At 72.0% G+C, this 21,846-nt stretch carries 22 protein-coding genes; 7 read left to right on the top strand and 15 right to left on the bottom strand.

The features are described from left to right. Positions 1 to 163 precede the first annotated feature (163 nt). Positions 164 to 826, bottom strand: coding sequence for an endonuclease NucS (gene nucS, locus ACFWVC_RS12645; RefSeq protein ID WP_384283169.1), 663 nt, complete (start codon positions 824 to 826; stop codon positions 164 to 166). 186 nt (positions 827 to 1,012) lie between these two features. Between nucS and ACFWVC_RS12640 the strand changes: the two genes are divergently transcribed. Next, positions 1,013 to 1,405, top strand: a complete 393-nt coding sequence (locus ACFWVC_RS12640) for an SCO5389 family protein (protein ID WP_319659947.1) — start codon at positions 1,013 to 1,015, stop codon at positions 1,403 to 1,405. Positions 1,406 to 1,458: 53 nt separating this feature from the next. Here ACFWVC_RS12640 and ACFWVC_RS12635 read toward each other — a convergent pair whose 3' ends face one another. Further along, entirely contained in the window at positions 1,459 to 2,484 is a 1,026-nt protein-coding gene (locus tag ACFWVC_RS12635; protein WP_384283164.1) for an LLM class flavin-dependent oxidoreductase, read from the bottom strand. Positions 2,485 to 2,698: 214 nt separating this feature from the next. Between ACFWVC_RS12635 and ACFWVC_RS12630 the strand changes: the two genes are divergently transcribed. Next, positions 2,699 to 3,022, top strand: a complete 324-nt coding sequence (locus tag ACFWVC_RS12630; protein ID WP_384283161.1) for an ATP/GTP-binding protein — start codon at positions 2,699 to 2,701, stop codon at positions 3,020 to 3,022. 16 nt (positions 3,023 to 3,038) lie between these two features. Here the strand turns inward: ACFWVC_RS12630 and ACFWVC_RS12625 are convergent, their stop codons facing one another. From ACFWVC_RS12625 to mce, 7 genes are all read right to left on the bottom strand, one after another. After that, a complete protein-coding gene (locus tag ACFWVC_RS12625) occupies positions 3,039 to 3,905 on the bottom strand; it encodes an ABC transporter permease (RefSeq protein WP_384283156.1) in 867 nt (288 codons plus the stop codon). Next, positions 3,902 to 5,023, bottom strand: a complete 1,122-nt coding sequence (locus ACFWVC_RS12620) for an ABC transporter ATP-binding protein (RefSeq protein WP_384283152.1) — start codon at positions 5,021 to 5,023, stop codon at positions 3,902 to 3,904. The genes ACFWVC_RS12625 and ACFWVC_RS12620 overlap by 4 nt, the downstream gene beginning before the upstream one ends. 131 nt (positions 5,024 to 5,154) lie before the next feature. Continuing rightward, positions 5,155 to 5,925: an ABC transporter permease gene (locus tag ACFWVC_RS12615; protein WP_384283146.1), complete on the bottom strand. Its 771-nt coding sequence runs from the start codon at positions 5,923 to 5,925 to the stop codon at positions 5,155 to 5,157. A gap of 1 nt (position 5,926) precedes the next feature. After that, complete coding sequence (locus ACFWVC_RS12610) at positions 5,927 to 6,949, bottom strand: ABC transporter ATP-binding protein (protein ID WP_384283141.1); 1,023 nt, start codon at positions 6,947 to 6,949, stop codon at positions 5,927 to 5,929. A 116-nt stretch (positions 6,950 to 7,065) separates the two neighbouring features. Continuing rightward, a complete protein-coding gene (locus tag ACFWVC_RS12605) occupies positions 7,066 to 7,998 on the bottom strand; it encodes a cellulose-binding protein (RefSeq protein ID WP_384283137.1) in 933 nt (310 codons plus the stop codon). Positions 7,999 to 8,101: 103 nt separating this feature from the next. Beyond that, positions 8,102 to 11,998: a polarized growth protein Scy gene (scy, locus tag ACFWVC_RS12600; RefSeq protein ID WP_384283283.1), complete on the bottom strand. Its 3,897-nt coding sequence runs from the start codon at positions 11,996 to 11,998 to the stop codon at positions 8,102 to 8,104. A gap of 178 nt (positions 11,999 to 12,176) precedes the next feature. Beyond that, positions 12,177 to 12,605: a methylmalonyl-CoA epimerase gene (gene mce, locus ACFWVC_RS12595; RefSeq protein ID WP_319659939.1), complete on the bottom strand. Its 429-nt coding sequence runs from the start codon at positions 12,603 to 12,605 to the stop codon at positions 12,177 to 12,179. 148 nt (positions 12,606 to 12,753) lie between these two features. Between mce and ACFWVC_RS12590 the strand changes: the two genes are divergently transcribed. Next, positions 12,754 to 13,953, top strand: a complete 1,200-nt coding sequence (locus ACFWVC_RS12590; RefSeq protein ID WP_384283133.1) for an acetyl-CoA C-acetyltransferase — start codon at positions 12,754 to 12,756, stop codon at positions 13,951 to 13,953. 162 nt (positions 13,954 to 14,115) lie between these two features. Beyond that, complete coding sequence (meaB, locus tag ACFWVC_RS12585; RefSeq protein WP_384283129.1) at positions 14,116 to 15,072, top strand: methylmalonyl Co-A mutase-associated GTPase MeaB; 957 nt, start codon at positions 14,116 to 14,118, stop codon at positions 15,070 to 15,072. 123 nt (positions 15,073 to 15,195) lie between these two features. Here meaB and ACFWVC_RS12580 read toward each other — a convergent pair whose 3' ends face one another. From ACFWVC_RS12580 to ACFWVC_RS12560, 5 genes are all read right to left on the bottom strand, one after another. Then, positions 15,196 to 15,672, bottom strand: a complete 477-nt coding sequence (locus ACFWVC_RS12580; RefSeq protein WP_384283126.1) for a MarR family winged helix-turn-helix transcriptional regulator — start codon at positions 15,670 to 15,672, stop codon at positions 15,196 to 15,198. Between the two features lie 64 nt (positions 15,673 to 15,736). Then, complete coding sequence (locus tag ACFWVC_RS12575) at positions 15,737 to 16,513, bottom strand: AIM24 family protein (protein ID WP_384283122.1); 777 nt, start codon at positions 16,511 to 16,513, stop codon at positions 15,737 to 15,739. Between the two features lie 4 nt (positions 16,514 to 16,517). Next, positions 16,518 to 17,168, bottom strand: coding sequence for an AIM24 family protein (locus tag ACFWVC_RS12570; protein ID WP_384283119.1), 651 nt, complete (start codon positions 17,166 to 17,168; stop codon positions 16,518 to 16,520). Further along, a complete protein-coding gene (locus ACFWVC_RS12565) occupies positions 17,168 to 17,806 on the bottom strand; it encodes an AIM24 family protein (protein WP_384283116.1) in 639 nt (212 codons plus the stop codon). Before ACFWVC_RS12565 ends, ACFWVC_RS12570 begins: the two co-directional genes overlap by 1 nt. Positions 17,807 to 17,809: 3 nt before the next feature. Next, complete coding sequence (locus ACFWVC_RS12560) at positions 17,810 to 18,682, bottom strand: DUF2127 domain-containing protein (protein WP_384283113.1); 873 nt, start codon at positions 18,680 to 18,682, stop codon at positions 17,810 to 17,812. Between the two features lie 196 nt (positions 18,683 to 18,878). On the opposite strand from ACFWVC_RS12560, the gene ACFWVC_RS12555 reads away from it, so the two are divergent. Both ACFWVC_RS12555 and ACFWVC_RS12550 read left to right on the top strand, forming a co-directional pair. Further along, entirely contained in the window at positions 18,879 to 19,241 is a 363-nt protein-coding gene (locus ACFWVC_RS12555; RefSeq protein WP_384283109.1) for a DUF3817 domain-containing protein, read from the top strand. Then, complete coding sequence (locus tag ACFWVC_RS12550) at positions 19,238 to 19,534, top strand: MTH1187 family thiamine-binding protein (protein WP_384283105.1); 297 nt, start codon at positions 19,238 to 19,240, stop codon at positions 19,532 to 19,534. The genes ACFWVC_RS12555 and ACFWVC_RS12550 overlap by 4 nt, the downstream gene beginning before the upstream one ends. A gap of 39 nt (positions 19,535 to 19,573) precedes the next feature. Here the strand turns inward: ACFWVC_RS12550 and ACFWVC_RS12545 are convergent, their stop codons facing one another. Then, positions 19,574 to 20,548, bottom strand: coding sequence for a DUF5937 family protein (locus tag ACFWVC_RS12545; RefSeq protein ID WP_384283101.1), 975 nt, complete (start codon positions 20,546 to 20,548; stop codon positions 19,574 to 19,576). Between the two features lie 84 nt (positions 20,549 to 20,632). Here ACFWVC_RS12545 and ACFWVC_RS12540 point away from each other — a divergent pair. After that, the coding region (locus ACFWVC_RS12540; protein ID WP_384283097.1) for an MFS transporter at positions 20,633 to 21,846 on the top strand (1,214 nt) is incomplete at its 3' end.

Genomic DNA, 21,846 nt, shown 5'->3' with positions numbered 1-21,846 from the left:
GCACCCCCCCGGCCGCCCCCTTATCACCCCCCTGGGGTTCCCGGCCCCCGCGCCCCCCCCCGCCCGCGTAAGCACCGTCGCAGATCCCGCGTCGGCGTTGGGCGCCCGGTCGCCGGCGGGGGGGGGCCCCACGACGTCACGGGGCCGGCGCGCGGCCCCGGGGTCAGAAGAGGCGCAGCTTGTCGTCCTCGATGCCGCGCAGCGCGTCGTAGTCGAGCACGACGCAGCCGATGCCGCGGTCCGTGGCGAGCACGCGAGCCTGCGGCTTGATCTCCTGGGCGGCGAAGACGCCCTTGACCGGCGCCAGCAGCGGGTCGCGGTTGAGCAGTTCGAGATAGCGGGTCAGCTGCTCGACGCCGTCGATCTCACCGCGCCGCTTGATCTCGATCGCGATGGTCGTGCCGTCGGAGTCCCGGCCGAGGATGTCGACGGGCCCGATCGCGGTCGGGTACTCGCGGCGGATGAGGGTCCAGCCGTCGCCGAGGACCTCCATGCGGTCGGCGAGCAGTTCCTGCAGGTGCGCTTCGACGCCGTCCTTGATCAGACCGGGGTCGACGCCGAGTTCGTGGCTGGAGTCGTGGAGGACGTCCTCGATGGTGATGATCAGTTGCTCGCCGGCCTTGTTGGTGACCGTCCAGACCCCGTCGTCGCCCTCCTTGAGCGTGCAGGGCGGCGACATCCAGTTGAGCGGCTTGTAGGCGCGGTCGTCGGCGTGCACGGACACACTGCCGTCGGCCTTCACCAGGAGCAGCCGGGTCGCCGAGGGGAGATGGGCGGAGAGCCTGCCCGCGTAGTCCACGGAGCAGCGGGCAATGACGAGACGCATGGTCGGCAACGCTACTCGCTACCGGGCGCGGTTGGAAAATGGCCAGTTGTGAGCGCTCCCACCTAGTGTCATGGGACCTCTCCGCCTACGGTTGTGAGTGGAGGCCGTCTTGCGGGAGAACACTGGACGGCTTCTCTCCGTAGTCCGTCTGACTCCTCGGACAGGGGGGTCACGAGAGGAGTACTCATGTCGCTCGACGTCTCACCGGCCCTCCTCGAACAGGCCGAGCGAGGCGAGGTCGACGAACGGGAATTCGTCGACTGCGTCCGGACTTCCCTGCCTTACGCATGGGACATGATCAGCTCTCTGGCGGCGCAACTCAAGGTGGACGGTGGAGAGTTCGCCGACAACCAAGTGCCGCCGCCGGACGAGCACGCACGCGGGCAGCTGCTCCGCGCTCTGGCGAGTGACGCGATCCGGGGGGCACTTCAACGGCATTTCGGGGTGCGACTGGCATTCCAGAACTGCCACCGGGTCGCGGTGTTCCCGCTGGACCCGGCGGTCGATGAGCGTTACGCGAAGTTCACCTCCGTACGCGCACAGTTGCTGAACCAGTCGCCGGAGCTGCGGGACTGCTGAGACAGGTCACGGTGCTCCCGCGGTTGGCCGGCGCTTTGCCCTGGATGTTTCAATCAGGCCAATTGTGGGAGCACTTCCGCACCGAGCCGCGCCACGTTCTCCTCCGTGGCCGCGAGGTCCCCTGAGCCCTCGACGAGCAGGGCGAAGCGGCGGATGCCGGTGCGTTCGGCAGTGGCGGCCAGGCGGTCGGCGCACAGCGACGGCGACCCCACCGGGTGCAGGTCGCAGAGGAGTTCGGTGTAGGCGAGGGGGTCGCGCATCGAGCGCGCCCGGCCGTCCACCGTGCGGTGGGCGGCGAGTCCCTGCTGAAGCCAGCCGGGCATCGCCTTGGTCAGCGCCTCGACGGCGTCCGAGCGGCGGTCCGCGATCTGCGCCACACCCGCGGACACATGCTCCGCGCTCGCCGCCATTTCGGGTGAAAGCCCCGCATCGCGCGCCTCGGCCTGCCACATTGCGACCATGGCCGCCTTGTCCTCGTCCCCGCAGTGCATGCCGAGCAGCATCGGCAGGCCGCGGCGTGCCGCCAGCCGCACGCTGGACGGCGAGGTGCAGGCGACCACGACCGGAGGGCCGCTGGGCTCGTCGATCTCGTCGGCCCGGGGGACTACGTCCACCTCGCGGAAGGCGAATCGTTCGCCCGAGGCCCCGACACGGGGCTCGCGCAGCCAGCGCAGCAGCAGGTCCAGCGATTCCGGGAAGCCGCTCTCGAAGGCGGCCAGGCCGGCCCCGAAGACCTCCAGGTCCACCCAGGGACCTCCGCGGCCCACGCCGAGGGTGAAACGGCCGCCCGAGGCGATGTGCAGCAGGGCCGCCTGCTCGCCCAGGGACACCGGATGGGTGGTCGGCAGCACGCTCACCGCCGTGCCCACCCCGATCCGCCGCGTCCGCCCCAGCAGCAGCGCGGCCAGCGTCACCGCCGACGGGCAGACCCCGTACGGCACGAAGTGGTGCTCCGCGAGCCACACGGAGTCCAGACCGGCCGCCTCCGCCGCCTCGGCGGAGCGCACCGCCCGGTGCAGCGCCTCCCCGGCTCCCTGTCCCGGGAACTGGGCGGCGAGGACGAAAGTACCGACGCGCATCGTGCTTCACACCTTTCTCGGTGGCCGACGCGGCTCCCCTAACCGGCACTAACGCTTGACACGTGCCAAAGGCACGGGCCGACCGTCGCGATTTCATGATTTTCAAGGGGATGGCGGGAATGGGGGGTTGTGGGGCGCGTACCCGAGCCGCCCCGGGCTACGCGTAGGCTTGAAAGACGGCCGATGTCCCCGACCCCGCATGAGGTGTGTGCTTGTGTCCCCGCGCCGAAACCGCCCGCGAGGCACCGCCGGCAGCCCGCAGGAGACGGAGGGGCCCGGCTGGGGCCGCGGCGGGGAGCGCACCGAGACCTGGCAGGGCGAAGAGTGGACGGTCCGTCCGCTCGCGGGGAGTTCCGGCGGCAAGCGCTACCGCTGTCCTGGTTGCGACCAGGAAATCCCGCCGGGCGTCGGGCACTTGGTGGTCTGGCCGCAATACGGCGGCGTGGACGACCGGCGGCACTGGCACACCGCCTGCTGGAACGCGAGGGACCGCCGGGGCGTGCGGCCCCAGCGGTCCCGGAACGCCCCGCGGTATTGAGCCGCGGGCGCGTAGGTCAGACGTCGCGCTTGGCGAGCACCGCGTAGGCGCCGCCCAGGGCGACCGCGGTGACGAGCGCCAGCAGCAGCAGCTGGCGCACCCCGTCGGGGTGGCCGGAGTCGAGCATCGGCATCCGGTAGAGCGACGCGATGGCGTTCGGCGAGGAGTACTCGATCATCTTCTGCTGGACCGTGCGCATTCTGTCGGACTGCATGAAGATCGCGATGATCAGCGGCAGCAGGACCACGCCCATCATGGTCGTGATCGCGCCCGCGGAGTGCCGCAGCAGCGTGCCCACCGCCAGGGAGAGCAGCCCGAGCAGGGCGACGTACAGGCCGACGCCGACCGTCGCGCCGAACCACTGCGCCCCGCTCGCGGAGCTGAGGCCGTTCTCCACCACGAGCTGCGGGTTGGCGAACTCGCGTTCCACCGGCTTGCCGCCGAACGTGGCGTAGTTCATCAGCGCGCTCAGCACACAGGCCACCGTGGTGACGGTGAAGCTCAGCGCGAAGAAGACGATGGCCTTGGCGGTGAGCACCCGGCCGCGCTGGGGGCAGGCGGTCAGGGTGGTGCGGATCATGCCCGTGCCGTACTCGGAGCTGACCACCAGCACGCCCAGGGTGATCACGCACAACTGCCCGAGGAGCACGCCGAACAGGCCGAAGGCCAGCACCGGGTCGGAGACGAGGCCGGTCGAGCCGAGAGTCACGACCATCAGGTTGATGCCGAGGATCAGCACGAGCATCACGCCGAGCGTCCACATCGTGGAGCGGACGGTCCGGATCTTGGTCCACTCGGACGCCAGCGCGTGGCCGAGGTGCGCCTTCTGCACGGGGATCGCCGAGGAGAACTGCGGCGCCGGGATCTGGACGGGGGCGGTCATCGGGCGTCCTCGACGGGCTGGGTCGGCTGGGTCGGCTGCGCGTACGGGTTGGGCTGCGGCACCGGCTGCCCCGGGATCTGCGGCGGGGCGTAACCGTAGCCGTACGGCTGAGGCTGGGGCTGCTGCGGGTACGGCTGCGGCTGCGGGGCTCCCCAGCCGCCCGGCACGGGCGCGCCCGGCTGCTGCAGGCCCTGCCGCGGGTCCGAGCTGGAGCGGTAGTCCACCGCGCCGTTGGTGAGCCGCATGTACGCCTCCTCCAGCGAGGCCTGGTGCGGCGACAGCTCCCACAACCGCACGTCGGCGTCGTGCGCGAGGTCGCTGATCCGCGGCAGTTCGAGGCCGGTCACGCGCAGCGCTCCGTCCTGCTCCTCCTGCACTTCGGCGCCGGCCCCGGCCAGTGCCTTGCTCAGCTTCTCGCGGTCGGCGGCCACGTCGGGGGTGCGGACCACTGCGAACCCCGTGGAGTTGCGGGCGATGAAGTCCTTCACGCCCATGTCGGCGAGCAACTGGCCGCGGCCGATGACGATCAGGTGGTCGGCGGTCAGCGCCATCTCGCTCATCAGGTGCGAGGAGACGAAGACCGTACGGCCCTCCGAGGCGAGCTTGCGCATCAGATGGCGCACCCAGTGGATGCCCTCGGGGTCCAGTCCGTTGACCGGCTCGTCGAAGAGCAGCACCTCGGGGTCGCCGAGCAGCGCGGCCGCGATGCCGAGGCGCTGTCCCATACCGAGGGAGAAGCCCTTGGAGCGCTTGCCGGCGACCTCCTGCAGGCCCACGACACCGAGCACTTCGTCGACACGACGGGCCGGGATGCCGGACAGCTGGGCCAGGCTGAGCAGGTGATGACGGGCGCTGCGCCCGCCGTGCACGGCCTTGGCGTCCAGCAGGGCGCCCACCCGGCGCGGCGCGTTCGGCAGCAGGCGGTACGGCTGACCGCCGATCGTGACCCGTCCGGAGGTCGGGCTGTCCAGGCCCAGGATCATCCGCATCGTGGTGGACTTCCCGGAGCCGTTCGGTCCCAGGAAGCCCGTCACCATGCCGGGCCGTACCGTGAACGACAGGTTGTACACGGCCGTTTTGCTGCCGTAGGTCTTGGTGAGGCCCACTGCCTCGATCATGCTCCGCCCCTCGACGACCAGCCTTCGGGGCGGTGCCCGCCCCCGTCAGGATTAGGAGGCTGGCGGGCCGGAAATGGTTCCCGTCCCCGGGGAACGGAAAACACTTTCGGTCCCTCGGGGCCGGGCGCCGGTCAGGCGTCGCGCTTCTTCAGCACCAGGTACCCGCCGATGAGCGACGCGATCACCCAGAGAGCCATGATCCCGAGACCGCCCCAGGGCCCGTACGGGCGCGCGTCGCCGGTCGAGACCACCTGCAGCACCTTGGAGCCGGCCTGGTCGGGGAAGTACTGGGCCACGGTCTTGGCCTTGGGGACGTTCGCGAGGATCGCCGAGACCAGGAAGAAGAAGGGCATCAGGATGCCCAGCGACAGCATGGGGCTGCGCAGCATCATCGCGACGCCCACGGAGAACAGCACCATCAGCGTCATGTAGAGACCGCCGCCGACGACCGCGCGCAGCACGCCGTCCTCCGAGATGGAGGTGCTGTGCGAGCCGAGCAGCGCCTGGCCGATGAAGAAGGTCAGGAAGCTGGTGGCCATCCCCACGACGAGGGCCAGGGCGCCGGTGACCGCGACCTTCGACAGGTAGAACGTGGCGCGCTGCGGGACCGCCGCGAGCGAGGTGCGGATCATGCCGGTGCTGTACTCACCGGTGACGACCAGGACGCCGAAGACGATCAGGGCCAGCTGGCCGAGGATCAGCCCGGCGAAGCTCGTGTTGGTCGGGTCGAAGTTCCGCAGGTCCTGCTCGGAGGTGTTCTGCCACTGAGAGGCGATCAGCAGGCAGATGAGTCCGCTGATGACGACGGTGACGAGGAGTGCGGACGCCAGCGTCCACACCGTCGAGCGGACCGACTTGACCTTGGTCCACTCGGACTGCAGAACCGCGCTCGGTGCCGCCATGTCAGGACTTCTCCTTCTTGTTCTGCCAGTCGGCGCCCCAGGCAGGCGCGGGCGTCGTCGCAGGTGTCGTCGCGGGAACGGCGGAGGCCGCCGCCACGGCGCCGTCCACCGGCTGTCCGGGGATGCCCGCCTGGTACTCCACCGACTCGGCGGTCAGCCGCATGAAGGCCTCCTCCAGGGAGGCGCGCTGCGGGCTGAGTTCGTGCAGCACCAACTGGTGCCGCGCGGCGAGCTCACCGATCTTCGCGGCCTCCGTGCCCTCGATCTCGAAGGCGCCCTCGTCGGTGATCACGGGCGTGATCGACGCGGCGGTCAGCGCGTCCTTCAGCTTCTCCGGCTCGGGGGTGCGGACCCGCACATAGGAGCGGGAGTTCTCGGCGATGAACTCGGCCATCGTCGTGTCCGCCATGAGCTTGCCGCGGCCGATCACGATCAGATGCTCGGCGGTCAGCGCCATCTCGCTCATGAGGTGGCTGGAGACGAAGATGGTCCGGCCCTGGGCCGCCAGGCCCTTCATCAGGTTGCGGATCCAGTGGATGCCCTCGGGGTCCAGTCCGTTGACCGGTTCGTCGAACATCAGGATCTCGGGATCGCCGAGCAGCGCCGCGGCGATCCCGAGGCGCTGGCCCATGCCGAGGGAGAAGCCCTTGGAACGCTTCTTGGCGACCGAGGAGAGGCCGACGACCTCCAGCACCTCGTCGACCCTGCGGGCCGGGATGCGGTTGGACTGGGCGAGGCACAGCAGATGGTTGTGCGCTGTGCGGCCCCCGTGGATGGCCTTCGCCTCCAGCAGCGCCCCGATGTGCTTCAGGGGTTCGTTCAGCTCGCGGTAGTGCTTGCCGTCGATGCGGATGCTGCCGCTGGTCGGATTGTCCAGGTCCAGCATCATGCGCATCGTGGTGGACTTCCCGGCGCCGTTGGGACCGAGGAAACCGGTCACCATCCCGGGCCGCACCGTGAAGGTGAGGTCGTCCACGGCGGTCTTGTCACCGTACCGCTTGGTCAGCCCCTGCAGCTCGATCATGCCGCATAGGGTACTGGTGCCACAGCGGCCGGTGCACCCGGAATACCGGCCCCGGTTGTGCCCGAGCCCCCTGCCGCGGAGGCAGGGGGCTCAGTCGGTCCGGACGCGGGGCGCTTTCAGCGCTGGGCCGGAACGCCGCGCGAGACGGGCTCGTCGTCGGCGGGGGCGCCGGCCGCGGCGACGGCGGCACCGGTCAGCGTGGCCAGCATCTCGCGGACGTTGGTCAGCTGGGCGTTGATGCTGTCGCGGCGGTTGGTGAGGGCCGCCAGCTCGCGCTCGGACTCGCTGCGGATGCGGTCCGCCTTGGCGTTCGCGTCCGCGACGATGTCCTCGGCCTGGCGCTGCGCGGTCTCGACCGTCTGGCGGGCGCGGCGCTCGGCGTCGGTGCGCAGCTTCTCGGCCTCGAGGCGGAGCTGCTCGGCGCGGTGCTCGATCTCGGCGAGGCGCTTCTCGGCCTTGGCCTGACGGGACGCCAGGTCGCGCTCGGACTGCTCACGGCGCTTGGCGAGGTTGGTCTCGAAGTCGGCCGCGGCCTGCGCCGCCTTGGCGCGGGTCTCCTCGAAGAGGGCGTCCGCCTCCTCGCGCTTGGCCTGCGCGTCCTTCTGCGCGTCGGCGCGCATCTGGCCGGCCTCACCCTTGGCCTTCTCGACGATGCGCTCGCCCTCGTCCTCGGCCTTGGCCTTGCGGTCGGTGGCGTAGGACTCGGCGTCGTTGCGCACCTGGGCGGCGGCGGACTCGGCCAGCTCGCGGTGCTGCTCGGCGGCGCGGCGCGCCTCCTCACGCAGGTCCTTCGCCTCTTCCTCGGCGAGGCGGAGGATCTTCTCGACGCGCGCACCCAGACCGGCGTAGGACGGCTCGGCGTCGTTGACCTGCGCCTGAGCGTTCTGGGTCTCGAGGTGCAGCTCTTCGATGCGCTTTTCCAGCGCGTTGATCCGGGCCAGTGCGCTGTCACGGTCGGCGACCAGCTTGGTGATGCGGTCGTCCACCTGCCCGCGGTCGTATCCGCGCCGCACGAGCTCGAAGCCGAAAGGGGAGGAAGTGTCGCTCATGGGGTTCCTGTCAATTCAGACCGGGTGGGGTGTTAGAGGGAATCCTAGGGGCCGGGGCGGCGTGTCATCGAGTCAGTGTCCAGTAACTGTGCACAATGACCGCTCAATCGAGTGGTGCATCGTCGGACCGCTTGCCCCCTGTTCGGGTGGTTCCGGACGCCGCCCCGGCGGCGACCGTGTTCTTACCGTTCTGTGTGCCGTTCTGACTGTTGCTCTTTCCCCCGTCGAGCGGCGTCTGGAATGACTCCAGTGCCTCAAGGACATCCTGCACGCGGGTGATCTCCGCGTTGATGTCCTGGCGGCGCCGGGCCAGCACCTCCAGTTCGCGCTTGCCCTCCGTGACGATCCTCTCGGCCTCGGTGCGCGCCTCGGCGCGCAGCCGCTCCGCGTCCCGCTCGGTGTCGACCTTCTTCTGCTCGGCGCCCTTGAGGAGCTCCTCGGCCTTCTTCACGGCCGCGATGCGCACCTTGCTGGCCTCGGCACTCGCGGTGGACCGGGTCTCCTCGGCCTTCGCCTCGGCGTCGGAGACCAGCTCGCGCGCCTTCGCCTCCGCCTTGGACAGCTGCTCGGTGGCGGCCTCCACCAGCTTGTCCACCCGCTCGCCCGCCGACTTCATCGTGGCGGCGGCCTCCGCGCGGGCCCGCTCGTGCAGCTCCTCGACCTCGGCCTCGACGCGCTGACGCAGCTCCTGCGACCGCTCCCTTATGGCGGTGGCGTCCCGGCGGGCCTCCTCCAGCATGGTGTCGGAGTCGGTACGGGCCCGCTCCACCAGGCCGTTGCTCTCGTTGGTGGCCTCGGTGACGATCCGGTCGGCCTCCTTGCGGGCGGCGCCCACCATGGTGTCGGCCTGCTCCTCCGCCGAGGCGCCGATCTTGCGCGCCTCGGCCTGCGCCCCGGAGATCAGCTCGTCCGCCTGCGCGGCGGCCTCGCCGCGGCGCTTGTTGGAGTCCTCGCGGGCCTCGTCGCGCATCCGGTCGGACTCCGCGCGGGCCGCGTCCGCGTCCCGTTCCGCCGATTCCAGGGCGTCCTTGGCGAGGATGCCGAGCCGCTCGGCCTCCGTCCGTGCCTTGCCGATGAGCTGGTCGGCCTGCTGGGCGGCCTCCGTACGGCGCTTGTTCGCCTCGTTCCTGGCCTCGTCCAGCATGCGGCGGGACTGCGCCTCGGCGGTGCCCAGCGCCTCTTCGGCCGCCCGGCGGCGCTCCACCGCGTCCCGCTCGGCGCCCTCCAGGGCGTCCTTGGCGAGGATGCCCAGGCGCTCGGCGTCGCGCTGCGCCTTGCCGAGCATCTCCTCGACCTGCGTGCCGGCCTCGGCGCGCAGCCGGTCGGCCTCTTCGACGGCCTCCGACAGCAGCCGGTCCACCTGCTCGGCGGCGTCCACCCGCAGGCGGTTGGCCTCCTCGCGGGTCTCGGCGCGCAGCGCGTCGGCCTCCTCGATCGCCTCGGTGACCGTGCGATCGGCCAGCTGGCGGGCGGACTCGGCCTCCTCCTGCGCCTCGCGGCGCAGCCGGGACGCGTCCTCGCCGGCCCGCTCGCGCTCGGCGTTGGCGTCCGCGTGCAGACGGTCGGCGCCCTCCTGGGCCTCGGACTGCAGGCGCTCCGCCGCGTGCTCGGCGGCCGAGCGCAGCCCGGCGATCTCCTCCTCGGCCTGCTCGTGCAGCCCGTTGACCGAGTCCCGCACCTGCTGGGCGGTCGTCTCGGCCGCGCCGATCAGCTCCGCGGAGTGCCGCTCGGCCTCGGCGACCAGCCGCTCGGCCTCGGCACCGGCCTCCTCGGCCCGCTTGCGGGCGGTGGCCAGCAGTTCGTCGCTCTCGCGGCGGGCCTGCGCCCGCTCCTGCTCGGCCTCGCCGCGTGCGGCGCCCAACAGTTCCTCGGCCTCGCGGCGTCGCCGGCCGGCCTCCTCCTGAGCGGCGGACAGCGCCTCGGCCGCCTCGGCGCGCAGCCGTCCCGCGGTCTCCTGCGCCTCGGCCCGCACCCGGTCGGCGGTCTCCTGCGCCTCGGTACGCAGCTGTTCGGCCTCGGCGGCCGCCTCGCCGCGCAGCCGCACGGCGGACTGCTCGGCCTCGGCGCGGCTCTGCGAGGCGTCGGCGGCGGCCTCGTCGCGCAGCCGCAGGGTGTCCTGCTCGGCCTGCTCCTGCAGGGTGCGCACCCGCTCGGCGGCCTCCGCGCGCAGCGCGGCGACCTCCTCGGCGGCCTCCCTGCGCAGCCGGTCGGCCTCGGTACGGGCCTCGCGCAGCGCCTCCTCGGCGGCGGTGATGCGCCGTTCGGCCTCCTCGCGCTGCCGGACCAGATCGGCCTCGGCATCGTCGCGCAGCCGCACGGCGCCCCGCTCGGCCTCCTCACGCAGCGCGGCGCCGGCCGTCTCGGCGGCCTCGCGCACCTGGTCGGCCTGCTGCTGCGCCTCCTCGCGCACCTGCTCGGCCTCGCCGCGGGCGCGCTCCAGCAGCTCGTCGGCCTGCCGGCGCAGACCCGCGGCGCGCTCGATGGCCTCGGTGCGGACCCGGTCGGACTCGGCGTTGGCGTTCTGCCGGTGCGCGGCCGCGTCGGCCTTGGCCTTGGTGAGCAGTTCCTCGGCGGAGTTGGCCGCCTCCTCGATCTGCTGGACGGCCTCGCGCCGGGCCTCGCCTCGGATGCGCTCGCCCTCGGCGACCGCCTCGGCGCGCAGCTGCTCGGCCTCGCCGCGCAGCCGGCGCGCCTCCTCCTGGAGCTCGACCGTCTTGGCGCGGTACTCCTTGGTGTCGTCCTTGGCCGTGCCCAGCAGCTGTTCGGCCGACTCCTCGGCCTGGCCGCGCAGTCGCTCCGCCTCGGACTCCGCCTCGCGGCGGATGCGCTCGGCCTCCTCGCTCGCGGCGCGGGTGGTGGCGCGGGCGTCCTCGGTGGCCTTGGTGAGGACCTCCTCGGCGGTGCGGGCCGCCTTGGCCAGCGCGGCCGCCGCGTCCTCGGCCGCCTCGGACTTGGCGGTCTCCTGGGCATTCGCGAGCACGCGCTCGGCCTCGGCCCTGGCGTCACCGACGACCTGCTCGGCCTCGGCCTTGGCTGCCTCCGCCTCCTTGGTCGCCTCCGCGACCAGGCGGGCGACCTCGGCCTTGGCGGTGCGGGTGCGCTGCTCGTTGTCGGCGTCGACGACGGACAGCCGCTTGGCGGCGTTGGCCGCGGCCTCCTCACGGAGCCGGTCGGACTCGCTCTGCGCCTCGCGCAGCTTCTCCTCGGCCTCGCGCAGCTTCTCCTCGGCGGACCGGGTCAGCTCGACGGCCTGGCTGCGGGCGTTCTCGGTGTCGCTGCGGCTGGACGTGCGCAGCTGCTCGGCCTGGGAGGTGGCCTCCTGGGCCTGGTTGGCGGCGGCGTTGAGCAGGCGCTCGGCGTCCGCGCGGGCCCGGCGCAGCAGCTGCTCCGCCTCCGCGCGGGCGGACGCGCCCTCGGACTCCAGCCGGTCGCGGGCACCCTCGGCGATCCGCTGGGCCTCGGCGCGGGCGGCGGCCAGCGCAGCCTCGGACTCGGCCCGGGTCTCGTCCAGGAGCCGACGGGCCTGGGACTCGGCGCGGGCGCGCAGCTGTTCCGCCCAGGCGACGTTCTCGTTGACGTGGCTCTCGACGTTGGTCCGGCGTTCGGCCAGCTCCTCGTCCAGACGGCGGCGCCGGGCGACGGCCTCGGCGTGCCACTCCGCCTCCACCCGCGACTGGTGCTCGGCCTGCTCCTGGAGCAGCCGCTGGGTGGCGGCGCGGGCCTCGCGCAGCTCCCGTTCGGCGTCGGCGCGCAGCTGGTCGGCCTGGATCTGGGCGTTGCGCAGCAGCTGGTCCGCCTGCAGACCCATGTTGTCGTAGGCAGGACGGGTCGCGAGGTTGCGTCGCGCCTCGTGCAGCTTGGCGCGCAGCACCTCGACCTGGTAGCCGAGGTCGTCGGCATGCTGGACGACCTTGTCCCGCTCTTTCCGAAGCCGCTCCATCTCGGCCTCGAACTGCGAGAGGTGGTCTTCCTCAACCTCGTAGCGGTCGTAGCCCCGCACTCCGCGGTCCCATCCGTCTCCTGGTGTACCCACCCGCCAACCGAGTGAGATTCCCCGGGGCCCCGTTTACCGCGGGGCCTTGCGGAGAATTGTGTCCGATCCCACGCCGAGGCGCGGGCAGGTACCCCAGCCCACCCCGGGGTCGCCCCGCCACTCTACCGGGGCGAGTCGCGTCCGGTCAGTGCTCCTTGGACGAGGTGACGAGCTCGGTGAGAACGCCGTGGCAGTCCTTGGGGTGCAGGAAGGTGATCCGGGACCCCATCGTGCCGGTCCGGGGGCTGTCGTACAGCACCCGCACCCCCTTGTCCCGCACGGCCGCGGCGTCCCCGTCCACGTCCTCGGTGCCGAAGGCGATGTGGTGGACGCCCTCACCGTTCTTGGCCAGCCACTTCGCGACCGTGGAGTCCTCGCGGGTCGGTTCCAGCAACTGGAGGTAGGAGGCGCCGCCGTCCGAGGTCTCGTTGATCTTCAGCATGGCCTCGCGGACGCCCTGCTCCTCGTTGACCTCGGTGTGGAACACCTCGAAGCCGTACGTGGCACGGTAGAACTCGACGGTCGTGTCGAGGTCGAAACATGCGATACCGATGTGATCGATTCGAGTCAGCATGACTCCAGTGGACCGTTGACACGCATGGTCACGCAACGTGCCCGCGATCACACCGTCCGCCTCGTGACCGCTGCCGTACCGCTCAGTACATTGACACCACCCTCGTGAAACCATCGTTAACCCACCCTCCGTGCAAAGGGGCCGCGTCATGACCAGCCAGGCACGAACGTCCGTGATCGTCGCGGGCGCCCGCACTCCGATGGGCCGCCTGCTCGGCTCGCTCCGCAGCTTCTCCGGCGCCGAGCTCGGCGCCGTCGCCATCAAGGCGGCCCTGGACCGGGCGGGTATCGCCGGCGACCAGGTCGAGTACGTGATCATGGGCCAGGTGCTGCAGGCCGGCGCCGGGCAGATTCCCGCCCGCCAGGCCGCGGTCAAGGCCGGCATCCCGATGAGCGTCCCGGCGCTCACGATCAACAAGGTCTGCCTGTCGGGACTGGACGCGATCGCCCTGGCGGACCAGTTGATCCGTGCGGGTGAGTTCGACGTCGTGGTGGCCGGCGGCCAGGAGTCCATGACCAACGCGCCGCACCTGCTGCCGAAGTCCCGCGAGGGCTTCAAATACGGCGCGGTGCAGATGCTGGACGCGATGGCGTACGACGGCCTGACCGACTCCTTCGAGAACATCGCCATGGGCGAGTCGACGGAGAAGCACAACACCCGCCTGGGCATCGCCCGCGCCGACCAGGACGAGATCGCCGCCCTGTCCCACCAGCGCGCGGCGGCCGCTCAGAAGAACGGCCTGTTCGACGCCGAGATCACCCCGGTGGAGGTCCCGCAGCGCAAGGGCGACCCGGTGGTCTTCAGCAAGGACGAGGGCATCCGCCCCGAGACCACGGTCGAGTCCCTGGGCAAGCTGCGCCCCGCCTTCAGCAAGGAGGGCACCATCACGGCCGGCACCTCCTCGCAGATCTCCGACGGCGCCGCCGCGGTGGTCGTCATGAGCAAGGAGAAGGCCGAGGAGCTGGGTCTGGAGTGGCTTGCCGAGATCGGCGCCCACGGCAACGTGGCCGGCCCGGACAACTCGCTGCAGTCGCAGCCGGCCAACGCCATCGCGCACGCGCTGAAGAAGGACGGCCTCACCGTGGCCGACCTGGACCTCATCGAGATCAACGAGGCGTTCGCAGCGGTGTGCGTGCAGTCGATGAAGGACCTGGGCGTGACACCTGAAAAGGTGAACGTCAACGGTGGTGCCATCGCCCTCGGCCACCCCATCGGCATGTCGGGCGCCCGCCTCGTGCTCCACCTGGCGCTGGAGCTGGGCCGCCGCGGCGGCGGCGTCGGCGCGGCCGCCCTCTGCGGCGGCGGCGGCCAGGGCGACGCCCTGATCATCCGCGTCCCGGCCAACTGACCGCTGACCCGACCTGCGGGCGAGTGAGCCGAAGGTGAGCGGCCGCTGCCGAAAAGGAGAGCACGCGGAGGCCGCGAGGAACGAGCGGCCGAGCATGGTCGACTGTCGGCAGCGGCTCAGCGAACCGGAGGCGAACCGAGCCCTTGAAAAAAGAGGAGCACGATGGACGTCCCCACCCTGGTGGAGCAGGCGCGGCAGGGCCGCCCGAGGGCGGTCGCCCGGCTGATCTCACTGGTGGAGGGGGCGTCCCCGCAGCTGCGTGAGGTGATGGCGGCCCTCGCGCCGCTGGCCGGCGGCGCGTACGTGGTCGGGCTGACGGGCTCGCCCGGCGTCGGCAAGTCGACCTCGACCTCGGCGCTGGTCTCGGCGTACCGGCGGGCCGGCAAGCGGGTCGGGGTGCTCGCGGTGGACCCCTCCTCGCCGTTCAGCGGCGGCGCCCTGCTGGGCGACCGGGTCCGGATGAGCGATCACGCCTCCGACCCGGGGGTCTACATCCGCTCCATGGCCACCCGCGGCCATCTGGGCGGCCTCGCGTGGGCCGCGCCGCAGGCGATCCGGGTGCTGGACGCCGCGGGCTGCGAGGTGATCCTCGTGGAGACCGTGGGCGTCGGGCAGTCGGAGGTGGAGATCGCGGCCCAGGCGGACACCTCGGTGGTCCTGCTCGCGCCCGGTATGGGCGACGGCATCCAGGCCGCGAAGGCCGGGATCCTGGAGATCGGCGACGTCTACGTGGTCAACAAGGCCGACCGGGACGGCGCCGATGCCACCGCCCGCGAACTCAACCACATGCTGGGCCTGGGCGAGGCCCGGTCGGCGGGCGACTGGCGCCCGCCGATCGTGAAGACGGTCGCCGCCCGCGGCGAGGGGATCGACGAGGTCGTCGAGGCCCTGGAGAAGCACCGGGCCTGGATGGAGGAGCACGGCGTGCTGGCGGAGCGGCGGATGCGCCGGGCCGCCCTGGAGGTCGAGCACATCGCCGTCACGGCGCTGCGCGAGCGGATCGGCGACCTGCACGGCGACCGCCGGCTGGGCGCCCTGGCCGAGCGCATCGTCGCGGGCGAGCTGGACCCGTACGCCGCGGCCGACGAGCTGGTCGCGGGCCTGACCGAGCGGGCCTGACCGTGCGGATGTGACCGAACAGATGTGACGCGGGGCCGGAACGGCCGGGCGGAGAGCGGGAACGGCTCCGGGCGGCGGCGACCCGCCCGGCCGGCGCGCGGCGCCGCCCGGCGGGCCGGCCGGTCAGGCGCGTCCGCGCACCGCCCGCAGGTGGTCCGCGACCGGGGTCAGGGCCTTGCGCAGCGCCACCAGGTCCTCGGCCGGGAGCAGGTCGATGAAGTGCTCCCGCACGGCCGCCACGTGGTGCGGGGCGACCTTGCGCATGGTGTCCCAGCCGTCCTCGGTGAGGACGGCGTACAGCCCGCGCCGGTCGGACTCGCAGTCCTCCCGGCGGACCAGGCCCGCGTTCTCCATCCGGCTGATCTGGTGGGACAGCCGGCTCTTGGACTGCAGCGTCGCGCGGGCGAGGTCGCTCATCCGCATGCGATGCTCGGGGGACTCGGAGAGGTTGACCAGGATCTCGTAGTCGTTGTACGTCAGACCGAACGGCTGCAGGTCCCGTTCGAGCTGGTGGGTCAGCAGTTTGCTGACCTCCAGGTGGGTGCGCCAGGCCCGCTGCTCGTCGCCGGTCAGCCAGATGGTGCCGTTCTCAGTCTCCATGCTGGAATTATACTCAGGATGTTGAATCCCGTATTAATCGGGGTCCTGTTGCGTGTCCGCGCCGTCACAGTCCGAAACGGCGTTGCAAGTCGCCCAGTTGCCCCGGCAGCCGCGGCGCGCCCTGGCCGCCCGGGACACCGGCCCCCGCGCCCGGGACGCCGGCCTCGTGCGGGACCGCGCCCGTCGCCTGCTCGGGCATCAGCACCTCCGTGGACTGCAGCAGCACCTGGCCCGCGCCCACGAACTCGAATTGGTGCTCCTCGCCCGAGGTGCCGCCGATGCCGGTCAGCGCCCGCAGACCGCCCAGCACGCCGCGCATGTACCCGTGGTCGTAGTGGTGGCAGGGCGACGGGCAGTCCGCCCAGCCCACCAGCGCCTGCGGGTCGACCCGGACCGGGGGCTCGACGAAGTGCACCGCGCCGTTGGACGCGGCGACGAACTTCCCCGTGCCGATGAGGGTCAGGAAGCCCGGGATGATCGACTGCTTGAGGGCCAGACCCGGCTGGAAGGCCAGCAGATTCCCCGACCGGATGGTGAGGTTGCCGTTCTCCAGGTCGTAGGAGTTCACGTCGAAGGCGCGGTCGGCGAGGATCATCTTGCCCTGGCCCTCGGCGACCACCCAGTCCGAAGCGTGCAGCGGGGAGTGGAAGTTGGCGCGGATCAGGCCGTCGAGGGCGCCGTGGCCGATGCCGTGGAAGCTGATCTGCCCGTAGTAGGCGATCATCTTCCCCTTCTGCAGGAACCACTGGCCCTTCAGATCGACACTGAAGGCGTACGGGTTGACGTTGTCGTCGACCGGCAGGGTGTACGGGTCGTGGACGACGGGGCCGCCTGTGGTCACGGCTTCACAGCCTCTCTTCGCTTGCCTGCACGTAGACCGTGCCCTGTCCCGACAGCTCCAGCTGGAACGCCTCACCCGAGCCGCGGCCCACCATGTCGCGCCAGCCGAGCGCGGTGGACAGCTTGTTGCGCACGTCGCCGCGGTGGGCCACGTACGCCTGCGGGTCGACGTGCACCGGGCGCTGCGGGGTGATCGGCAGCTCGATGACGCCGCCGTGCGCCATCACCGCGACCGCGCCCTGGCCCTGCAACGTCGTGGTGAACAGGCCCTGGCCCGTCACCTGGCCGCGGATCACGCCCATGACGCCGCCCTGGGAGCCCATGAACATCGTGCCCTGCCGCAGGGTGCCGTCGAAGGCCAGCAGGCGGTCCGCCTCGACGTAGAGGGTGTCGCCGGTCAGGTCGACGCAGTGCACATGGTGGCCGCCGTGCCCGAACATCACCGAGCCGTGGCCCTCGACGGTCATCAGCGGCGTCGCCTCGCCCGCCATCCGGCGGCCGATCATCGACCCTATGCCGCCCTGCCCGCCCTGGACGTTGGGGGTGAAGGAGACGTTCCCGCGGTACGCGAGCATCGCGCCCCGCTGGCTGAACAGCCGCTGGCCGGGGAGCACCTGGGCCTCGACCATCTTGGAGTTGATCCGCGTGAAGGGCATCAGATCTGGCCCCCGACCGTGTTGCGCTCGCTGGGCTGGACGTACACCAGGCCGTCGCCCTCGAAGCGGATCTGGAAGGACTCGCCGCCGGACTCGCCGATCATGGCGCGCCAGCCGATGCCGGCCTGGAAGTGCTGCTGCAGATTGCCGGTGTGCGCCACATAGGCGCCCGGGTCCACCTGCAGCGGCATGCCGGGGGCCACGCGCAGCACCACGGCGGGTCCGTCGGACATGATCGCCGCCTGGCCCATGCCCTCGACCGTGGTGGTGAACAGCCCGTTGCCCTGGGAGGCGCCGCGCAGCCCGGTGAAGGTGGTGCCGGTGCGCAGCGTCGCCTCGGTCGCGAGCAGATTGCTGGCCTCGACGTACAGCTTCTCGCCGTTCAGGCGGACGAGGTTGATCTCGCTCGCGCGGTCGGCGAAGTAGCAGGTGCCCTGCCCCCGTACCTCCATGACCTCCATCGACTCGCCGGTGAGCCGCCGGGTCACCATGCCGCGCAGGCCCTCGCCGCCGCCGGACATCTTCTTGAACTGCATCTGGCCGTCGTAGGCGACCATCGCTCCGTTCTTCGCCTTCACGGCGTCGCCGGCCATGTCCACGGCGAGCACCTTGCTGCCCTGCAATCGAAACTGAGCCACGGGTCAGACCGTATCCGTCCGGGAGGAACCCGTCACCAGGGTCCTCGTCACAGTGGGTTCATCGGGTTCACCGGGTGTGCCGGGTGCGCCAGGTGTGCCGGATGCGTCGGAGGTGCCGGCGGTGCCCGCGGCCTCCTCGACCTCCAGCAGCGAGGCGCCGCGCCGCTCGGCCTCGAAGGCCGCGTGGCCGCCGCGCAGCCCGAACAGCCGCTTGGACAGCAGGATGTAGAGCACGGCGAGGATGTTGAGGAGCAGGGTGCCGATCTTGAGGTAGCTGACCTTCTCGGTGAGCTCCCAGACCTCCAGCGGCAGGAAAGCGGCCGTCGCCACGACGGTGAGGTACTCCGCCCACCGCTTGGCCGCCCACAGGCCGACCGCCTCGACGATCTCGATCAGCGCGTACAGCAGCAGCGCGCCGGCCACGATCAGCAGCGTGGAGTGCCGGTACTCGAAGGTCTGGCGGATGGTGTCGACCACGGGGGAGTGGTCGAGGTCGTAGTGGAAGTGCCCGAAGACCGGGCGGAAGACGGTCAGGTTCTCCTCGAAGAAGCGGCGCACCGCGTCCTGCGAGTTGCTGAAGCGCCACACCGCCCAGGCCGCGAGCACGATGAACAGGCCGCGCAGCAGCCGCTCCACGGCCAGGAAGCGCAGGATGAACAGATCGCGCAGCGCACGGCCGCGCGGCACCTCCGGCGCCCGGTCCGCGGGCCCCGAGCCGTGCGGCTCGCCGAGCGCGAAGTCCCCGCAGCGCAGGCAGCGCCACACCTCGCCGAGCGCGGTCTCGGCGCGCAGTCGCTCGCGCAGATGCGCCTCGTCGGGCGCGTACGTGATGTGCCCGCGCCGGGCGCAGTGCCGGCGGTCCCAGTCGAACGTCATGTGGTGCAGGACGCCGCGGAGGCGTCCTTGGTTCACTCCGGCCCCGCCGCACCGGCCCCCGGGCGCGGGGCGGCGCGGGGGTGGGGTGATAATGGGCAGGGCTCTTGTGAGCACATTCACAATCGCCCCGGCGTCACTCAGCCCAGCACTGCCCTGCACCGCCCTGCCGCTGTCCCTGTCCCGATAGTGAGGTCCCGTGGACATCAAGACCGCATCCGCCCTGAACCGGCTCCGCCTGGTCTCCGCCCCGGAGGCGGTGTCCTTCCTGCTCCTGCTGATCTGCTCGGTGCTCAAGCGCACCACGGACTTCAACGCGGTCCCCGTCATGGGCATGGTGCACGGCATCCTGTTCATCCTCTACGTGCTCTTCTGGCTCGACGCCTGGAACCGCGCCAAGTGGCCGCTCGGCCGGGCCGCGCTCTACTTCGTGCTCTCCTTCCTGCCCTTCGGCGGCTTCTTCGCCGAGCGCATGCTGCGCCGCGAGGCCGAGAACAGCGTGATCGCCGCCCGCGCCCGCAAGGAGCTCAAGGACCTCAAGCGTGGGGCGGCCGAGGCATGATCGTCGCGTTCTCCGTCAGTCCGCTCGGCGTCGGCGAGGACGTCGGTGAGTACGTCGCGGAGGCGGTCCGCGTGGTCCGCGAGTCCGGGCTGCCCAACCGCACCGACGCGATGTTCACCTCGATCGAAGGTGAGTGGGACGAGGTCATGGACGTCGTCCGCCGCGCCGTCGCCGCCGTCGAGGCCCGCGCCCCGCGGGTCTCCCTCGTCCTCAAGGCCGACATCCGCCCCGGTGTCACCGACGGCCTGACCTCCAAGGTGGACACCGTCGAGCGGTACCTCGCCGGCGGGTAGCGGGTAGCGGGTAGCGGGTGGCGGCCGGGACGGTCCCGTTCAGTCGCCCGCCAGGGCGGTGCCCAGCGGCGTGCGCTCGTAGAGCACTTGGTGGCCGTAGCGGCGCGAGGTGAGCAGGCCCGCGTCGCGGAGCACCGACAGGTGGGACGAGACGGACGACAGGGCGAGGCCGTGGCGGTCGGCGAGCGCGGTGGTCGTCGCGGGTTCGCCCAGGCCGCCGAGGATGGCGGCCCGGTTGGCGCCCAGCAGGCGGACGAGGGCGTCGGAGCCGGCCCGCGGGGCCTGCCACAGACCGCCGATGCCGCGCGCCGGGTAGACGACGGTGCCCTGCCAGGGCGCGTCGAAGCCCGCCGCCACGTCCGGCCAGACGAAGACGCTGGGCGCGAGGACCAGGCCGTCGCCGGCGAGGTCCCGGTCGTGCTCCGTCTGCCGGTGCAGCGTCAGGGTGCCCTTCGTCCAGCTCAGCGAGGGATGCAGATCGGCGAAGAGCCCGGTCAGCCCGCCGTCCGCGAGCCGGCGCGCCCGGAAGGCGACGTCGGCCTCCAGCACCGCGCGCAGCCGGGGCCAGTACGGCGCGACCAACGCGTGCCAGACCCGCTCGTACAGATCCGCCAACTCCCGCACCGCGCGCGCCGGATGGGCCAGCATGGCGCGGCCCTGCGGGCTGTCCGCCGCGCCCGGGGTGTCGGCCAGGGAGCGGGCCAGTTCGGCGCGGGCGGCGCCGGGGCCGGTGGCGCGCACACGGGCCAGCTCCTCGTCGAAGGAGGGGAGCGGGCCGTCCGGCGGCGGGCACAGGAAGTCCGGGGTGTAACCGCGGCGCGGCATCAGCAGCCACAGCCCCGTGAGGTCCAGCTCCCGCGTCGCCGCCTCCGTCTGCCGCAGCCAGGGCAGGTGGTACGCCTGCAGCCGGGTCTCCTTGAGGGTGCGGACCGCGCCCGCGGTCTCCCACAGCGGGGATATCCCGAACCGGCAGCGCAGCAGGTCGTCCGCCCCGAACCGCATGTGGAACGGCATCGGTGAGCTCCTCCCCGGGCGCCTGACTTTCGGCTGCGGCCGAAAGACTACGACGGCCGGTTCCGGGCCGCCACGCTGCGGACCATGACGCTGAATGCCGACGCCGCACCCGCCGCCGCGCCCGGGGGCTACCGGGCCGTCTTCGCCGTGCGGGAGTTCCGGGCCGTCTTCGCGGCGCACGTGCTGTCGCTGCAGGGCACGGTCGTGGCCCAGATCGCGCTGTCCGTGCTGGTGTTCCGGCTCACGGCCTCGCCGCTGCTGTCGGCGCTGACCTTCGCGCTGGGCTTCGTGCCGTACGCGATCAGCGGGGCACTGCTGGCCGGGATCGCGGACCGCTTCCCGCCGCGCAGGGTGCTGGTGGTCTGCGACCTGCTGTGCGCCGCGTGCGCGGCCGGGATGGTGCTGCCGGGGACGCCGGTCGCCGTCCTGCTCGCGCTGCGCGGTGTGATGGCGCTGGTCGGCCCGGTCTTCACCGGCACGCGGGCGGCGAGCCTGGCCGACATCCTCCCGGGCGACGCCTTCGTGCTGGGGCGCTCACTGATCCGGATCGTGGCGCAGGGGGCCCAGGTCGTCGGGTTCGGGGTCGGCGGGCTGCTGCTGGTCTTCGTCACGCCGCGGGCCGCGCTGCTGCTCACGGCGGCCGCCTTCCTCGGCTCGGCGCTGCTGCTGCGCCTGGGCACCCGGCGGCGGCCCGCGCGCGGTGCCGGGGAGCGCAAGGGCGGCGGCCCCGGAGGCCGGCTTCTCGCCGATCGCCGGGTGCGGTCGCTGATGCTGCTCGGGTGGGTGCCGTCGCTCTTCAGCGTCGTCCCCGAGGCGCTGGCGGCTCCGTACGCGGATTCGCTCGGCGCGGGGACGACGGGGCTCGGCCTGTTCATGGCGGCGATGCCGGTCGGCATGATCCTGGGGGAGTCGCTCGCGGGCGGCTACCTGAGCCCGGCGGCCCGCAGTCGCATCGCCGGGCCGCTGGTGCTCTGCAGCCTGCTGCCCTACGCCGTCTTCCTGCTGCGGCCCTCACTGCCGTGGTCCCTCGTCGCGATGTTCGCCGCGGGCCTCACCGGCGCCTACACCCTGGGCGTGGACCAGTGGTTCATCGACGCGGTGCCGGAGGAACTGCGCGGGCGGGCGATGACCGTGCAGTCGGCGGGCCTGATGACGATCCAGGGCGTGGGGATGGCGGCGGCCGGCGCCGTCGCGGAGTTCGTGCCCGTCCACCTGGTGAACGGGTGGTCCTGCGTGATCGGCACCCTGTGCGTCCTCGCGGTGCTGCGGACCGTATGGGGCGGTCCGCAGCACCGCGC

The organism is Streptomyces sp. NPDC058691 (assembly GCF_042714775.1).
Taxonomy (GTDB): Bacteria; Actinomycetota; Actinomycetes; order Streptomycetales; family Streptomycetaceae; genus Actinacidiphila.
The sequence above is the reverse complement of the archived record's forward strand: the minus strand, read 5'-3'. Positions and strand labels throughout refer to the sequence as shown.

Bases quoted from the DNA above. Each gene is read 5' to 3' on its own strand.
- nucS (WP_384283169.1), bottom strand. From the start codon at position 826: ATGCGTCTCGTCATTGCCCGCTGCTCCGTGGACTACGCGGGCAGGCTC.
- ACFWVC_RS12605 (WP_384283137.1), bottom strand. From the start codon at position 7,998: ATGAGCGACACTTCCTCCCCTTTCGGCTTCGAGCTCGTGCGGCGCGGA.
- ACFWVC_RS12560 (WP_384283113.1), bottom strand. From the start codon at position 18,682: ATGACGTTCGACTGGGACCGCCGGCACTGCGCCCGGCGCGGGCACATC.
- ACFWVC_RS12625 (WP_384283156.1), bottom strand. From the start codon at position 3,905: ATGACCGCCCCCGTCCAGATCCCGGCGCCGCAGTTCTCCTCGGCGATC.
- mce (WP_319659939.1), bottom strand. From the start codon at position 12,605: ATGCTGACTCGAATCGATCACATCGGTATCGCATGTTTCGACCTCGAC.
- ACFWVC_RS12635 (WP_384283164.1), bottom strand. From the start codon at position 2,484: ATGCGCGTCGGTACTTTCGTCCTCGCCGCCCAGTTCCCGGGACAGGGA.
- ACFWVC_RS12615 (WP_384283146.1), bottom strand. From the start codon at position 5,925: ATGGCGGCACCGAGCGCGGTTCTGCAGTCCGAGTGGACCAAGGTCAAG.
- ACFWVC_RS12550 (WP_384283105.1), top strand. From the start codon at position 19,238: ATGATCGTCGCGTTCTCCGTCAGTCCGCTCGGCGTCGGCGAGGACGTC.
- meaB (WP_384283129.1), top strand. From the start codon at position 14,116: ATGGACGTCCCCACCCTGGTGGAGCAGGCGCGGCAGGGCCGCCCGAGG.
- ACFWVC_RS12610 (WP_384283141.1), bottom strand. From the start codon at position 6,949: ATGATCGAGCTGCAGGGGCTGACCAAGCGGTACGGTGACAAGACCGCC.
- ACFWVC_RS12640 (WP_319659947.1), top strand. From the start codon at position 1,013: ATGTCGCTCGACGTCTCACCGGCCCTCCTCGAACAGGCCGAGCGAGGC.
- ACFWVC_RS12620 (WP_384283152.1), bottom strand. From the start codon at position 5,023: ATGATCGAGGCAGTGGGCCTCACCAAGACCTACGGCAGCAAAACGGCC.
- ACFWVC_RS12570 (WP_384283119.1), bottom strand. From the start codon at position 17,168: ATGCCCTTCACGCGGATCAACTCCAAGATGGTCGAGGCCCAGGTGCTC.
- ACFWVC_RS12590 (WP_384283133.1), top strand. From the start codon at position 12,754: ATGACCAGCCAGGCACGAACGTCCGTGATCGTCGCGGGCGCCCGCACT.
- ACFWVC_RS12545 (WP_384283101.1), bottom strand. From the start codon at position 20,548: ATGCCGTTCCACATGCGGTTCGGGGCGGACGACCTGCTGCGCTGCCGG.
- ACFWVC_RS12580 (WP_384283126.1), bottom strand. From the start codon at position 15,672: ATGGAGACTGAGAACGGCACCATCTGGCTGACCGGCGACGAGCAGCGG.